This window comes from Pseudomonas cichorii (assembly GCF_003700275.1).
GTDB lineage: Bacteria > Pseudomonadota > Gammaproteobacteria > Pseudomonadales > Pseudomonadaceae > Aquipseudomonas > Aquipseudomonas cichorii_B.
Window position 1 is genome coordinate 98,567 of sequence record NZ_RBRE01000103.1, and the last position, 14,082, is coordinate 112,648.

General features: G+C 58.3%; 14 protein-coding genes. 13 read left to right on the plus strand and 1 reads right to left on the minus strand.

The features are described 5' to 3' along the window. The first annotated feature begins 239 nt into the window (after positions 1-239). From ALQ04_RS26420 to ispD, 5 genes are all read left to right on the plus strand, one after another. A complete protein-coding gene (locus tag ALQ04_RS26420) occupies positions 240-1,871 on the plus strand; it encodes a CTP synthase (RefSeq protein ID WP_122318730.1) in 1,632 nt (543 codons plus the stop codon). 15 nt (positions 1,872-1,886) lie between these two features. Next, on the plus strand, positions 1,887-2,732 hold the full coding sequence (gene kdsA / locus ALQ04_RS26425; RefSeq protein WP_122318731.1) for a 3-deoxy-8-phosphooctulonate synthase: 846 nt from the start codon (positions 1,887-1,889) through the stop codon (positions 2,730-2,732). Positions 2,733-2,873: 141 nt separating this feature from the next. Further along, a complete protein-coding gene (eno, locus tag ALQ04_RS26430) occupies positions 2,874-4,163 on the plus strand; it encodes a phosphopyruvate hydratase (protein ID WP_122318732.1) in 1,290 nt (429 codons plus the stop codon). Positions 4,164-4,351: 188 nt separating this feature from the next. Then, the gene (gene ftsB / locus ALQ04_RS26435) at positions 4,352-4,630 is read left to right on the plus strand and encodes a cell division protein FtsB (protein ID WP_122318733.1); all 279 of its coding nucleotides are present in this window, start codon (positions 4,352-4,354) and stop codon (positions 4,628-4,630) included. Positions 4,631-4,640: 10 nt separating this feature from the next. Continuing rightward, positions 4,641-5,348, plus strand: a complete 708-nt coding sequence (ispD, locus tag ALQ04_RS26440) for a 2-C-methyl-D-erythritol 4-phosphate cytidylyltransferase (RefSeq protein ID WP_122318734.1) — start codon at positions 4,641-4,643, stop codon at positions 5,346-5,348. Here ispD and ALQ04_RS26445 read toward each other — a convergent pair. Continuing rightward, positions 5,345-6,241 carry a LysR substrate-binding domain-containing protein gene (locus tag ALQ04_RS26445; RefSeq protein ID WP_122318735.1) on the minus strand — a complete coding sequence of 299 codons (897 nt, stop codon included), beginning with the start codon at positions 6,239-6,241 and terminating at the stop codon, positions 5,345-5,347. The genes ispD and ALQ04_RS26445 overlap by 4 nt on opposite strands. A gap of 105 nt (positions 6,242-6,346) precedes the next feature. Between ALQ04_RS26445 and ALQ04_RS26450 the strand changes: the two genes are divergently transcribed. From ALQ04_RS26450 to rpoS, 8 genes are all read left to right on the plus strand, one after another. Beyond that, positions 6,347-7,459 (plus strand): S-(hydroxymethyl)glutathione dehydrogenase/class III alcohol dehydrogenase, encoded by a 1,113-nt coding sequence (locus ALQ04_RS26450; RefSeq protein ID WP_122318736.1) that lies wholly within the window; start codon positions 6,347-6,349, stop codon positions 7,457-7,459. A gap of 94 nt (positions 7,460-7,553) precedes the next feature. Further along, entirely contained in the window at positions 7,554-8,399 is an 846-nt protein-coding gene (gene fghA / locus ALQ04_RS26455; protein WP_122318737.1) for an S-formylglutathione hydrolase, read from the plus strand. 79 nt (positions 8,400-8,478) lie between these two features. Next, positions 8,479-8,952 (plus strand): 2-C-methyl-D-erythritol 2,4-cyclodiphosphate synthase, encoded by a 474-nt coding sequence (gene ispF, locus ALQ04_RS26460; protein ID WP_122318738.1) that lies wholly within the window; start codon positions 8,479-8,481, stop codon positions 8,950-8,952. Next, complete coding sequence (gene truD / locus ALQ04_RS26465; RefSeq protein WP_122318739.1) at positions 8,949-10,007, plus strand: tRNA pseudouridine(13) synthase TruD; 1,059 nt, start codon at positions 8,949-8,951, stop codon at positions 10,005-10,007. The genes ispF and truD overlap by 4 nt, the downstream gene beginning before the upstream one ends. Continuing rightward, the gene (surE, locus tag ALQ04_RS26470) at positions 9,995-10,744 is read left to right on the plus strand and encodes a 5'/3'-nucleotidase SurE (protein WP_122318740.1); all 750 of its coding nucleotides are present in this window, start codon (positions 9,995-9,997) and stop codon (positions 10,742-10,744) included. Before truD ends, surE begins: the two co-directional genes overlap by 13 nt. 41 nt (positions 10,745-10,785) lie before the next feature. Further along, entirely contained in the window at positions 10,786-11,421 is a 636-nt protein-coding gene (locus ALQ04_RS26475) for a protein-L-isoaspartate(D-aspartate) O-methyltransferase (protein ID WP_183142285.1), read from the plus strand. A gap of 193 nt (positions 11,422-11,614) precedes the next feature. Further along, a complete protein-coding gene (locus ALQ04_RS26480) occupies positions 11,615-12,490 on the plus strand; it encodes a peptidoglycan DD-metalloendopeptidase family protein (RefSeq protein WP_122318742.1) in 876 nt (291 codons plus the stop codon). A 102-nt stretch (positions 12,491-12,592) separates the two neighbouring features. After that, the gene (gene rpoS, locus ALQ04_RS26485; RefSeq protein WP_122318743.1) at positions 12,593-13,603 is read left to right on the plus strand and encodes an RNA polymerase sigma factor RpoS; all 1,011 of its coding nucleotides are present in this window, start codon (positions 12,593-12,595) and stop codon (positions 13,601-13,603) included. The last annotated feature ends 479 nt before the right edge of the window (positions 13,604-14,082 follow it).

Below are 14,082 nucleotides of genomic sequence, written 5' to 3' on the forward strand. Positions count from 1 at the left end.
CCCTTCTTGATACAGCTTCTGTTGGTTCTTTTGAATCAACGCAAGTTGCCGGTTACCAACCAGTGTTTACTGGGCGATTCTTAAAATGTGGCGCCAAATAGGCAGGCTTCTGGCCAGTCGGTTCAAACGCAGCAGTTTCGGGAGTGCACCGTGAATTTTGTCGGTAATCGGGGGCTTCGGCCTTCCTTCGCTTTCCCCGGCGGCTCTGACCGCTTTAACGCAGACTTCTAGGGTTTTTCATGACGCGCTACATCTTCGTCACGGGCGGTGTTGTTTCTTCATTGGGGAAAGGCATTGCCTCGGCTTCATTGGCGGCCATCCTGGAGGCGAGGGGACTTAAGGTCACCATGCTCAAGCTGGACCCCTACATCAACGTGGATCCAGGGACCATGAGTCCTTTCCAGCACGGTGAAGTGTTCGTCACCCACGACGGCGCCGAAACCGACCTGGACCTTGGCCACTATGAGCGGTTCATCCGCACCACCATGACCCAGAACAACAACTTCACCACTGGCCGTGTGTACGAACACGTCCTGCGCAAAGAGCGCCGTGGTGATTATCTGGGCGCGACCATCCAGGTCATTCCGCACATCACCGACGAAATCAAGCGCCGCATCATCAAGGGCGCCGGCGATGCCGACGTCGCGCTGGTCGAGATCGGCGGTACGGTTGGCGACATCGAATCGCAACCGTTCCTCGAAGCCATCCGCCAGTTGCGCGTCGAGATCGGTGCCAAGCGCGCGATGCTGATGCACCTGACGCTGGTTCCGTACATCGCCACCGCTGGCGAAACCAAGACCAAGCCTACCCAGCACTCGGTCAAGGAACTGCGCTCCATCGGCCTGCAGCCTGACGTGCTGATCTGCCGCTCCGACCATCACGTCGATGTGTCTTCGCGTCGCAAGATCGCGCTGTTCACCAACGTTGAAGAGCGTGCGGTGATTTCCCTGGAAGACGCCGACACCATCTACAAGATCCCGGGCATGCTTCACGCCCAGGGCCTGGACGATTTCGTCGTCGAGCGTTTCGGTCTGCAATGCAATGGCGCGGACCTGTCCGAATGGGACAAGGTGGTCGATGCCAAGCTCAACCCTGAGCACGAAGTCACCATCGCGATGGTCGGCAAGTACATGGAACTGCTCGACGCCTACAAGTCGTTGATCGAAGCCATGAGCCACGCCGGTATCACCAATCGCACCAAGGTCAACCTGCGCTATATCGATTCCGAAGACATCGAGAACCAGGGCACCAGCCTGCTCGAAGGCGTCGACGCGATCCTGGTTCCTGGCGGTTTCGGCCTGCGCGGTGTCGAAGGCAAGATCACTGCCGTGCAATTCGCTCGCGAGAACAAGGTTCCTTACCTGGGTATCTGCCTGGGCATGCAAGTGGCGGTCATCGAGTTCGCGCGTAACGTGCTGGGCTGGAAAGACGCCAACTCCACCGAGTTCGATCGTACCAGCGCGCATGCCGTGGTCGGTCTGATCACCGAGTGGGAAGATGCTACCGGTGCAGTTGAAACCCGTACCGAAAGCTCCGACCTGGGCGGCACCATGCGTCTGGGTGCACAGGAATGCCAGCTCGAAGCCGGTTCCCTGGTTCACGATTGCTACGCCAGCGACGTGATCGTCGAGCGTCATCGCCATCGTTATGAAGTGAATAACAGGTTGCTGCCGCAACTGATCGAAGCCGGCCTGAAAATTTCCGGTCGCTCCGGTGACGGCGCGCTGGTCGAAGTGGTCGAGGCTCCGGATCATCCATGGTTCGTGGCTTGCCAGTTCCACCCTGAGTTCACCTCGACGCCTCGCGACGGCCATCCGCTGTTCAGCGGCTTCGTCAAGGCGGCACTGGCTCAACATCAGAAGAACGCCTGACGGGGATATCAGAACATGGCTCAGAAAATCATCCGTGTAGGCTCGATCGAGATTGCCAACGACAAGCCAATGGTCTTGTTCGGCGGCATGAACGTCCTCGAATCCCGGGACATGGCCATGCAGGTCTGTGAGGAATATGTGCGGGTTACCGAAAAACTCGGTATCCCGTATGTGTTCAAGGCCAGCTTCGACAAGGCCAACCGCTCTTCGGTCACGTCCTATCGCGGGCCGGGCCTGGAAGCAGGCATGCGGATCTTTGAAGAAATCAAGAAGACCTTCAATGTCCCGCTGATCACTGACGTGCACGAGCCCGAGCAGGCTGCGGTGGTCGCCGAAGTCTGCGACATCATCCAGTTGCCGGCATTCCTGTCGCGCCAGACGGACCTTGTCGTTGCCATGGCGAAGACTGGTGCGGTAATCAACATCAAGAAAGCCCAGTTCCTTGCGCCTCAGGAAATGAAACACATCCTGAACAAGTGCGAAGAGGCCGGTAATGATCAATTGATCCTGTGCGAGCGTGGTTCCAGCTTCGGTTACAACAACCTGGTAGTGGACATGCTCGGCTTCGGCATCATGAAGCAGTTCGAGTACCCGGTATTCTTCGACGTGACCCATTCCCTGCAGATGCCGGGTGGCCGCGCCGACTCCGCCGGTGGACGTCGGGCCCAGGTTCTGGAACTGGCCAAGGCCGGTATCAGTCAGAATCTGGCCGGACTGTTCCTCGAAGCGCATCCCGATCCGGACAACGCCAAATGCGATGGCCCTTGCGCCTTGCGTCTGGACAAGCTGGAGCCGTTCCTGGCCCAGCTCAAGTCCCTGGATGAGCTTGTTAAAAGTTTTCCGGCTGTCGAGACCGCTTGAGTCCGGTTCTCCGGTAAAGTGCCGTTCCCCCGACCCGGTGTCGGGGGTTGTCTCGTTCAGGCCTGCCCTGTTTCTCGCCTGACAGCGATAATCGTTTTTCCCAGCTGCGTCGTTTTCGTCAATCTTGGAGTGTTTACAACAATGGCAAAAATCGTCGACATCAAAGGTCGTGAAGTTCTCGACTCCCGTGGCAATCCCACCGTGGAAGCAGATGTGCTCCTCGATAACGGCATCATCGGCAGTGCATGCGCGCCGTCCGGTGCTTCAACCGGCTCGCGCGAAGCGCTCGAGCTGCGTGATGGCGACAAGAGCCGTTACCTGGGCAAGGGTGTTCTCAAGGCAGTAGCCAACATCAATGGTCCGATCCGCGATCTGCTGCTGGGCAAGGACCCGGTTGACCAGAAAGCGCTGGATCAGGCAATGATCAAGCTGGACGGTACCGAGAACAAGGCAAGCCTGGGCGCCAACGCAATCCTCGCTGTGTCCCTGGCTGCCGCCAAGGCCGCTGCACAGGATCAGGACCTGCCGCTGTACGCTCACATCGCCAACCTCAATGGCACACCGGGCGTCTACTCGATGCCGGTCCCGATGATGAACATCATCAACGGTGGCGAGCATGCCGATAACAACATCGACATCCAGGAGTTCATGGTTCAGCCGGTTGGCGCCAAGACCTTCTCCGATGCGATGCGCATGGGCACCGAGATTTTCCATCACCTCAAGGCTGTCCTGAAGGCCCGTGGCCTGAACACTGCAGTCGGCGACGAAGGTGGTTTCGCACCTAACCTGGCTTCCAACGAAGACGCTCTGGGCGCCATCGCTGAAGCTGTGGCCAATGCCGGTTACAAACTGGGCACCGACGTGACTCTGGCACTGGACTGCGCTGCCAGCGAGTTCTACGAAGACGGCAAATACAACCTGTCCGGTGAAGGCCATTCCTTCGACTCGGCCGGTTTTGCCGACTACCTGGCCGGTCTGACCCAGCGCTACCCGATCATCTCCATCGAAGACGGTCTGGACGAGTCCGACTGGGCTGGCTGGAAAGTCCTCACCGACAAGATCGGCGACAAGGTGCAACTGGTTGGCGACGACCTGTTCGTGACCAACACCAAGATCCTGAAAGAAGGCATCGACAAGAACATCGCCAACTCGATCCTGATCAAGTTCAACCAGATCGGCACCCTGACCGAAACCCTGGAAGCCATCCAGATGGCCAAGGCTGCCGGTTACACTGCAGTGATCTCGCACCGCTCCGGTGAAACCGAAGATTCCACCATTGCCGACCTGGCAGTGGGTACTTCGGCTGGCCAGATCAAGACCGGTTCGCTGTGCCGCTCCGACCGCGTTTCCAAGTACAACCAATTGCTGCGTATCGAAGAGCAACTGGGCGCCAAGGCCGTGTACCGTGGTCGCGAAGAGTTTCGCGGCTGAGTCGTAGATGGTAAAAGACAACGGGTGCTGCAGAAAAAGCCGGCCATGCCGACATATCTGCAGCCCTGATGCGGACGCTCCGCTGTAATCAGGAGTGATTGAGCCTGGCTTATGTCAGGCTCAATGCCCTCAGTCGATTGTTCATATTGTTGGCTCTGCAGTCTTTTTTACTGGGTACCTGATATTTCATGCGCAGTCCTAACTGGTTGTTCCTCATCCTGATCCTGCTGCTTGGTGGTCTTCAGTATCGCCTGTGGGTGGGTAATGGAAGCCTGGCGCAAGTGGCCAGCCTGACCGAGCAAATTGCCGAGCAGCATGCCGAAAACGAAATCCTGCTTGAGCGAAACCGCGTTCTGGATGCTGAGGTCATGGAACTGAAAAAGGGCCTTGAAACCGTTGAAGAACGTGCCCGCCATGAGCTTGGCATGGTCAAGGATGGCGAAACCCTCTATCAGTTGGCGCAATGACGTTGGTGCAATGAAAGAATTCCTTCCTGCCTTCTGGGCAGTGATTCCTGCAGCGGGCATTGGTGCTCGCATGGCAGCGGACCGTCCCAAGCAATATCTGCAACTGGGCGGCCTGACCATTCTTGAACACAGCCTGCTCTGTTTTCTCGATCACCCCCGGCTCAAGGGCCTGGTGATCAGTCTGGCTGTGGACGATCCCTATTGGCCAACCCTGCCTTGCGCCCTGGACTCACGCATTCAGCGTGTGGATGGCGGCAAGGAGCGTTCGGACTCGGTACTCAATGCCTTGTTGCATCTGCATGCCCATGGCGCAAGCGATGACGACTGGGTGCTGGTCCACGATGCTGCACGGCCCAATCTGGCGCGCAGCGATCTGGACAACCTGCTGGGTGAACTGGCGGACGATCCGGTGGGCGGCCTGCTGGCGGTGCCGGCCCGCGATACCCTCAAGCGTGCGGACGAACACGGCCGTGTTGCGCAAACAGTTGATCGCAGCCTGATCTGGCAGGCCTATACGCCGCAGATGTTTCGTCTGGGTGCCTTGCACCGGGCGCTGGCCGACAGTCAGGTATCGAACGTCAGTATTACCGACGAGGCCTCGGCCATCGAGTGGGCAGGGCAGTCGCCGCGTCTGATCGAAGGTCGCTCCGACAACATCAAGGTCACCCGCCCCGAAGACCTTGAATGGTTGCGTCAGCGCCGTTCGTTGGGCAACTAAGTCTGGTATTCGCTGCGCATCGCCAGTCCGTCCTTCAGATAGTCGACCAGCTTGCGCACCTTGGGTGACAAGTGGCGCTGTTGCGGATACAGCGCCCAGACGGCGGTATTGGGTGGTTGATGAGCTTCGAGCAGCGAAACCAGCGCTCCGCTTTTCAGATGCTCCAGCACGTAGTAGTCCGGCAGCTGGCACAGGCCAACGCCATGCAGCGCTGCGTCCAGTACGGCCTGCCCGCTGTTGCAGCGCCAGTTGCCCTGCACCCGCTGGGAAATCTCTCTCCCGTCCTGGCGCAGCAGCCAGGTGTCACTGCCGCCGATCAGGCAATTATGGCGACTCAATTCCGACAGGCTATGAGGCCGGCCATAACGCTCCAGATAGGACGGCGAGGCACACAGGTACATACGCCGTGGCGCCAGCCGGGTGGCGACCAAACGTGAATCCTGTAGCCGACCCAGGCGAATTGCCAGGTCCATCCCTTCGTGAACCAGATCCAGAGTGTGATTGCTCAGTTCTATATCCACACGCAGGTGCGGATACAGATCCATGAAGCGCGTGACCAGTGGCGTGATGAAACGCTCGCCATAGGCCACGGCACAGGTCATGCGTAACAGGCCTTTCGGTTCGCTGGTCAGATCGCCCACCGCGCGCAACGCTTCTTCGCGGCCATCCTGCAGGCGCTGACAATGATGCAGAAAGGTCTGGCCGGCTTCGGTCAGGGCTACGCGCCGGGTGCTGCGATACAGCAAGCGGGTTTGCAGGCGCTCTTCAAGGCGCACGATCTGTCGACTGATGTGCGAGGAGGAAACGCCCAGGCGTTGCGCTGCTGCCGTGAACTGCCCGCATTCGGCGACCGCGACGAACTCATCCAGACCTTCCCAGCGATTGGTGTACATCGATTATCCCTGTACGGCAATAATGTTTTGCTTTTGCTCGGATTACTCGTCGCAAGGCACTGTACTACACTCCAGACCTTGTTTTTATCTCGCTGGAGAAGATCGATGATCAAGTCGCGTGCTGCTGTTGCCTTTGAAGCCAAGAAGCCATTGGAAATCGTCGAAATCGATGTCGCCATGCCCAAGGCTGGGGAAGTGCTGCTGCGCGTCGTGGCTTCAGGCGTTTGTCACACGGACGCCTACACGCTGTCCGGCGCCGACCCGGAAGGCATCTTCCCGGCGATCCTCGGCCATGAAGGCGGGGCGATTGTCGAGGCTATCGGCGAAGGCGTTACCTCGGTTGCGGTCGGTGATCATGTGATCCCGCTGTACACGCCGGAGTGCCGTCAGTGCAAATTCTGCCGGTCGGGCAAAACCAACCTCTGCCAGTCGATCCGTGCGACTCAGGGCAAAGGCCTGATGCCGGATGGTACTGCACGCTTTTCCTACAACGGTCAGCCGATTTTCCACTACATGGGTACTTCGACCTTTTCCGAATACACCGTGCTGCCAGAAATCTCGGTCGCCAAGATCCAGAAAGACGCGCCGCTGGAAAAAGTCTGCCTGCTGGGTTGCGGTGTCACCACCGGGATCGGCGCGGTACTGAATACCGCCAAGGTGAAACCGGGTGATACCGTAGCGATCTTCGGTCTGGGCGGCATCGGTCTGTCGGCCGTCATCGGTGCTGTCAAGGCCAAGGCTGCGCGGATCATCGCCATTGACATCAACCCGGCCAAGTTCGAGATCGCCAAGCAGTTGGGTGCAACCGATTGCGTGAACCCGAAAGACTTCGATCGCCCGATCCAGGACGTGATCGTCGACATGACCGATGGCGGTGTTGATTTCTCCTTCGAGTGCATCGGCAATGTGCAACTGATGCGCGCCGCTCTCGAGAGCTGCCACAAGGGCTGGGGCGAGTCGGTAATCATCGGCGTGGCCGGTGCCGGCCAGGAAATCGCTACCCGTCCATTCCAGTTGGTGACCGGTCGCGTCTGGCGCGGTTCGGCATTTGGTGGTGTTCGCGGTCGTACCGAGCTGCCGAGCTATGTCGACATGTCGCAAAACGGCGAAATCCCGCTGGATACTTTCATCACCCACACCATGGGCCTGGAAGATATCAACAAGGCATTCGACCTGATGCACGAAGGCAAAAGCATTCGTTCCGTCATCCATTTTTGAGTGATAGCAGCAAGCTGCAAGCCATAAGCGGCAAGAGAGCGTACGACTTTCTTGCCGCTTGAAGCTTGCTGCTTGAAGCTGGGAGCTAATATCTATGCCTCTGGAAAATCTTTCCTGCCAGAAAAGCTTCGGCGGCTGGCTCAAGCGTTACAAGCATCACTCGGCAGTCCTGGGCTGCGACATGGTGTTTGCGGTCTACCTGCCACCTCAGGCTGAGCAGGGCGGCAAGTTGCCGGTGCTGTACTGGCTGTCCGGTCTGACCTGCAACGACGAGAACTTCATGCAGAAAGCGGCGGCCCAGCGGGTTGCTGCCGAGCTGGGGTTGATTCTGGTTGCACCCGATACCAGCCCGCGTGGCGCGGATGTCCCCGATGATGCTGATGGCGCCTGGGACTTTGGCCTTGGCGCAGGCTTTTACCTGAATGCCACGGCGCAACCCTGGGCCGAGCATTATCGGATGCACGACTATGTGGTGAATGAACTGCCAGCTCTGGTCGAGGAGCACTTTCCTGCGTCTCAGGCGCGCGGGATCAGCGGTCATTCGATGGGTGGGCATGGCGCGCTGGTGTGTGCCTTGCGCAATCCAGGGCGCTACCAGTCGGTTTCGGCATTTTCGCCGATCAGCAATCCGATGGATTGTCCCTGGGGGCAGAAGGCTTTCTCGCATTATCTGGGTGAGGATCGTTCACGCTGGCGCGAGTGGGATGCGACGGTGTTGATTGCCGACGCGAGCGAAAAGCTGCCGATCCTGGTGGATCAGGGCGACCGCGATGACTTCCTGGTCAATCAACTCAAGCCCGAAGCGCTGGTGCAGGCCGCCAAAGCCGCGCAGCATCCGCTGACCCTGAGAATGCAGCCTGGCTATGACCACAGCTACTTTTTCATTGCCAGCTTCATCGAGGATCATCTGCGCCATCATGCGGCGGCCCTGCAGGCATGACTGTCAGTTTTTCGGACAGGCCCTAACTTGCGCCAAAGCAGGTAGAATCACGCCCTGACTTTTTTCAGGGCGTTTTTCTATGCGTATTGGCCATGGCTATGATGTGCACCGTTTCGCCGAGGGCGATTTCATTACCTTGGGCGGCGTGCGGATTGCACACGGTTTCGGCCTTCTGGCGCACTCCGATGGCGACGTCCTGCTGCATGCGCTGAGCGATGCGCTGCTGGGCGCTGCCGCGCTGGGCGACATCGGCAAGCACTTTCCCGATACCGACCCGCAGTTCAAGGGCGCAGACAGCCGGGTGTTGCTGCGCCACGTGCTCAAGCAGGTACAGGGCAAAGGCTGGAAAGTCGGCAACGTAGACGCCACCATCGTCGCACAGGCGCCCAAGATGGCACCGCATATCGATTCCATGCGGGCTTTGATTGCCGCGGATCTTCAGGTTGAGTTGGATCAAGTGAACGTAAAAGCCACCACCACTGAAAAGCTCGGCTTTGTCGGCCGTGAAGAAGGCATCGCGGTGCATGCCGTCGCGCTGTTGCTGCGCGCATGACCGAACTGGAACTCCTGGGCCCACGGGCCAGCGGCAATGCGCTGGGGAGCGCGGTTCTCAAGGCTACGGCCGAAGATTTTCAAGTCGACGAAGTGCTCGATATTCCACTCTCCGGGGATGGCGAGCATCTCTGGCTGTGGGTCGAGAAACGCGGCCTCAACACCGAGGAAGCGGCGCGTCGCCTGGCGCGTGCCGCCGGTGTGCCGTTGCGCACGGTCAGCTATGCCGGCCTGAAGGACCGCCAGGCACTCACTCGCCAGTGGTTCAGCCTGCAATTGCCGGGCAAGGCCGATCCTGACCTTGCCGCAGCGCAGGACGAGACGCTGCAAATTCTCAAGGCCAGCCGCCACAAGCGCAAACTGCAGCGCGGCGCCCATGCGGCCAACGGCTTTACCTTGCGCCTGACTCAATTGAACGCTGACCAGGACGCGCTGAATCAGCGTCTGGAATCCATTGCCCGCAAGGGAATCCCCAACTACTTCGGCGCCCAGCGTTTTGGCTATCAGGGCGGCAATCTGGGGGAGGCCCGTCATTACGCCGGGCGCCAGGCCTTGCCGGAACAGCGCAATGTCCGCTCACGGCTGTTTTCGACCGCCCGCAGCTATCTGTTCAACCGGGTGCTGGCCGAGCGTGTTGCCGATGGCAGTTGGGAGCGTGCGCAGGTCGGCGATCTGCTGGCATTTACCGACAGCCGCAGCTTTTTCCCGGCAGGTATTGCCGAATGCAGCGATCCGCGACTCGACATTCTGGACCTGCACCCCACCGGCCCGCAGTGGGGGGCAGGTGCTTCTCCGGCAGCCGGCGCGACCGCGGAGCTGGAAAACCGTATTGCCGCTGAAGAGTCTGCTCTGTGCGAATGGCTGATAAAGGCGGGAATGGAGCACGAACGTCGCATACTGCGGCTGCCCATTGAACGTTTGACGTGGCATTATCCCGAGCCTGACATTTTGCAACTGGAATTCGTCCTTCCGCCCGGATGCTTTGCCACTGTATTGGTGCGCGAACTCGTTGATCTGGTGCCGGTTGGGCAGACGGACAGCCCATGCGTATTCTGATTTCAAACGATGATGGGGTAACTGCACCCGGTCTCGCGGCGCTGCATGCGGCGCTGGCGGATTATGCCGAGTGCGTGGTGATCGCTCCCGATCAAGATAAAAGCGGCGCGAGCAGCTCGCTGACGCTCGACCGTCCGTTGCACCCGCACACGCTGCCCAATGGTTTCATCGGCCTCAATGGCACGCCGACCGACTGCGTGCACCTGGGCCTCAATGGCCTGCTGGAGCGCGAGCCGGACATGGTGGTTTCGGGAATCAACCTGGGGGCCAACCTCGGCGATGACGTGCTGTATTCCGGTACGGTTGCCGCGGCGCTCGAAGGGCGCTTTCTGCAACGTCCTTCGTTTGCCTTTTCGTTCCTGTCACGCCAGCCGGATAACCTGGCCACGGCGGCGCATTATGCGCGTCTGCTGGTCGAGGCCCATGAACAACTGGATCTGCCGCCGCGCACAGTGCTGAACGTCAATATCCCGAATCTGCCGCTTGCGAATATTCGCGGTATTCAACTGACCCGCCTGGGCCATCGGGCCCGCGCTGCGGCTCCGGTGCGAGTCGTCGATCCGCGTGGCCGGGCCGGCTACTGGATAGCTGCCGCCGGCGACGCGGAAGATGGCGGTGCCGGTACCGATTTTCATGCGGTCATGCAGGGCTATGTCTCGATTACCCCGTTGCAACTGGATCGAACCTATCAGGACGGTTTCACTAGCCTGAACACCTGGCTGGAGGGACTGGTCTGATGTCACGCGAGCAAGATGATCTGTTACGCCGCGGGATCGGGATGACCTCGCAACGTACTCGTGAGCGGCTGATCCAGCGCTTGTATGAAGAAGGCCTGTCCAATACCCGGGTGCTGGACGTGATCCGCAAGACGCCTCGACACCTGTTCGTCGATGAAGCGCTGGCGCACCGTGCCTATGAAGACACGGCGTTGCCGATTGGCCACAACCAGACCATTTCCCAGCCTTACATGGTCGCGCGCATGAGCGAGCTGCTGCTGGCGGCTGGCCCGCTGGACAAGGTGATGGAGATCGGTACCGGCTCGGGCTACCAGACAGCGGTGCTGGCACAACTGGTCGAGCGGGTGTTCTCGGTCGAGCGCATCAAGGTGCTGCAGGACCGGGCCAAGGAACGTCTGGTCGAGCTTAACCTGCGCAACGTGGTCTTTCGCTGGGGCGATGGCTGGGAGGGCTGGCCCGCGCTGGCGCCTTATAACGGCATTATCGTGACCGCCGTGGCAACCGACGTACCGCAGGCCTTGCTCGATCAACTGGCACCGGGCGGAAGGCTGGTGATTCCGGTCGGTTCCGGTGAAGTTCAGCAATTGATGTTGATCGTACGCGAAGAAAATGGATTTTCCCGGCATGTGCTGGGCGCTGTGCGATTCGTGCCACTGCTCAACGGGCCTCTGGCCTGAGGCATAAATGAAAGAGGAAGTGAATTCTGGCTGTCCTCATCGGTCTACTCACCCTGCTGATCAGGGCGATATATGGCAGCATGGCATCATTTGCTCATGACAACGGCTTTGCACAGTTAATCACTGGCTGCCCGCCGTTCTTGCGGCACAATAGGCATCTTTTGAATTCAGTCACCAGTAAAGGGAGTGGCGGGTGAGTCACACAGTCATTCGGCAGCTAAAGTTTTCAACAAGTTATCAGCGTCTGGTGATTGGCATTGCACTCAGTGTCCTCTTGGTCGGCTGCGCCAGTTCACCTTCGGGCGGTGTTCGTGTTGTCGATCGTAACGGCAACGTAGAGTCGCGTCCTGCTGTCACCACCGGCCAATATGTCGTGCGGCGTGGCGACACCCTGTTTTCCATTGCATTTCGTTACGGCTGGGACTGGAAGGCACTGGCTGCCCGCAACCAGATTCCAGAGCCCTACACGATCAAACCCGGTCAGACGATTCGCTTTGACGGGCGTTCAAATTCAACATCCGAGTCTGTAGTCTCGGCTCCGGCCACGGCGCGTCCGGGGCCGGTCACTGCGACGACATCCACGCGGAGCAGTGGCTCTGGCTCGGTCAAGACGACGGTTATTTCCAAACCGGTGGCCGTTGTACCTGTGGTAATACCTCCGGCTGGCGATAGTCCGGTCGGTGTTGCCGGGAAGTCCCCGACAGGTTGGGCCTGGCCTGCAAGTGGCATTTTGATAGGAAAATTTTCCTCAAACGGTAGTTTGAATAAAGGAATTGATATCGCAGGTGATTTGGGACAGCCTGTTTTGGCCGCGTCTGATGGATCAGTTGTATACGCCGGAAGTGGATTACGGGGCTACGGCGAATTGATAATCATCAAACACAGCGATACCTACGTCAGCGCCTACGGTCACAACCGCAGGCTCTTGGTACGGGAGGGGCAACAGGTCAAGGCGGGGCAGACAATTGCCGAGATGGGGTCAACAGGAACTGACCGGGTGAAACTGCATTTTGAGATTCGCCGACAAGGAAAGCCTGTAGATCCACTGCAGTTTTTGCCACGTCGTTGATTGTTGTCAGCCTGTTCCTGACGCAGAGGGAATGGGCTCAAGTGTTGCCACGGATATAGGCGACTCTGAGCTTGAGGTCGAACTCACCAAAGGACTATAACAATGGCTCTTAGCAGCGAAGCGCCGGAGTTTGACATCGATGATGAAGTGCTCCTCATGGAAACCGGCATTGTCCTGGAGGACAACTCGAACGAGCGGCAGCCGTCTACTGCCGCCTCGGAACGAACGAAAGCCAAGCACTCCTCATCGCTCAAACAACATAAATATATTGATTACACTCGGGCGCTCGATGCTACCCAGTTGTATCTCAATGAAATAGGGTTTTCTCCCCTGTTGTCCCCGGAAGAGGAGGTCCACTTTGCGAGATTGTCGCAACGTGGGGATCCGGCTGGACGCAAGCGCATGATTGAAAGCAATCTGCGGCTGGTGGTTAAAATTGCCAGGCGCTATGTCAATCGTGGGTTGTCATTGCTTGATCTGATCGAAGAAGGCAACCTGGGCTTGATCCGGGCTGTGGAAAAATTCGATCCGGAGCGCGGTTTCCGTTTCTCGACTTACGCGACATGGTGGATTCGTCAGACCATCGAGCGTGCCATCATGAATCAGACCCGGACCATCCGGTTGCCGATTCATGTCGTCAAGGAACTGAATGTCTATCTGCGTGCGGCTCGTGAATTGACGCAGAAGCTCGATCATGAACCTTCCCCGGAAGAGATCGCCAATCTACTGGAAAAACCCGTAGGAGAGGTCAAGCGCATGCTTGGGCTTAACGAGCGTGTTTCCTCCGTGGATGTCTCTCTTGGGCCTGATTCGGACAAGACGCTGCTCGATACCCTGACTGACGATCGTCCTACAGATCCTTGCGAGCTTCTGCAGGATGACGATCTTTCCCAGAGCATCGATCAATGGCTGTCTGAACTGACTGACAAGCAGCGTGAGGTGGTGATTCGCCGCTTCGGTTTACGCGGGCATGAAAGCAGTACGCTTGAGGATGTAGGCCTGGAAATTGGCCTTACCCGTGAGCGTGTCCGGCAGATTCAAGTCGAAGGTCTGAAGCGTCTTCGTGAAATCCTCGAAAAGAATGGTCTTTCGAGCGAGTCCCTCTTCCAATAAACCTCCCCCTGCGTGCGAAAGGCCGATGTAAACATTAAATGTTTGCGTCGGCCTTTTACATGATCCCCATCTTATAAACATGGCCGGCCTTGTCCGGTATTCCCTCTCGCGGGTAACGCTGCGTGATGCTCCAGGTTGTTTGCGTGCCTGCGTAAGCCTTTGCTTACCCGTGTCGTAAGTTATCTGGGGCTGGGGAGGCGGGATAAAAGATTCTTTCAGGTATACCATCTTTCAATTGTTTGAATTGGAACGGGTTTTATTTTCTGCGCGCCAAGGCAGGAAATATTCAGGGGTATTTTCGGGTGTTGCCCCCGTCCTGAAAATCACTAATATCGGAACTGTGCCAACGGACAGGCACAGGCAATCAAGGAAGACTGCCAAGGACATCGCAGGACGCGATTCATCAGGATGATGAAAAGGATTACAGGGAATAGGGAAAAAATGTGGGCGGGTCATACCGCCCCTTTTTTTGCCTGTAA

Excerpts from the sequence above, each read along its gene's own strand:
- ALQ04_RS26450 (WP_122318736.1), top strand. The coding sequence starts at position 6,347 with ATGATCAAGTCGCGTGCTGCTGTTGCCTTTGAAGCCAAGAAGCCATTG.
- ALQ04_RS26420 (WP_122318730.1), top strand. The coding sequence starts at position 240 with ATGACGCGCTACATCTTCGTCACGGGCGGTGTTGTTTCTTCATTGGGG.
- fghA (WP_122318737.1), top strand. The coding sequence starts at position 7,554 with ATGCCTCTGGAAAATCTTTCCTGCCAGAAAAGCTTCGGCGGCTGGCTC.
- ispF (WP_122318738.1), top strand. The coding sequence starts at position 8,479 with ATGCGTATTGGCCATGGCTATGATGTGCACCGTTTCGCCGAGGGCGAT.
- rpoS (WP_122318743.1), top strand. The coding sequence starts at position 12,593 with ATGGCTCTTAGCAGCGAAGCGCCGGAGTTTGACATCGATGATGAAGTG.
- ispD (WP_122318734.1), top strand. The coding sequence starts at position 4,641 with ATGAAAGAATTCCTTCCTGCCTTCTGGGCAGTGATTCCTGCAGCGGGC.
- ALQ04_RS26445 (WP_122318735.1), bottom strand. The coding sequence starts at position 6,241 with ATGTACACCAATCGCTGGGAAGGTCTGGATGAGTTCGTCGCGGTCGCC.
- eno (WP_122318732.1), top strand. The coding sequence starts at position 2,874 with ATGGCAAAAATCGTCGACATCAAAGGTCGTGAAGTTCTCGACTCCCGT.
- kdsA (WP_122318731.1), top strand. The coding sequence starts at position 1,887 with ATGGCTCAGAAAATCATCCGTGTAGGCTCGATCGAGATTGCCAACGAC.
- ALQ04_RS26475 (WP_183142285.1), top strand. The coding sequence starts at position 10,786 with ATGACCTCGCAACGTACTCGTGAGCGGCTGATCCAGCGCTTGTATGAA.
- truD (WP_122318739.1), top strand. The coding sequence starts at position 8,949 with ATGACCGAACTGGAACTCCTGGGCCCACGGGCCAGCGGCAATGCGCTG.
- surE (WP_122318740.1), top strand. The coding sequence starts at position 9,995 with ATGCGTATTCTGATTTCAAACGATGATGGGGTAACTGCACCCGGTCTC.
- ftsB (WP_122318733.1), top strand. The coding sequence starts at position 4,352 with ATGCGCAGTCCTAACTGGTTGTTCCTCATCCTGATCCTGCTGCTTGGT.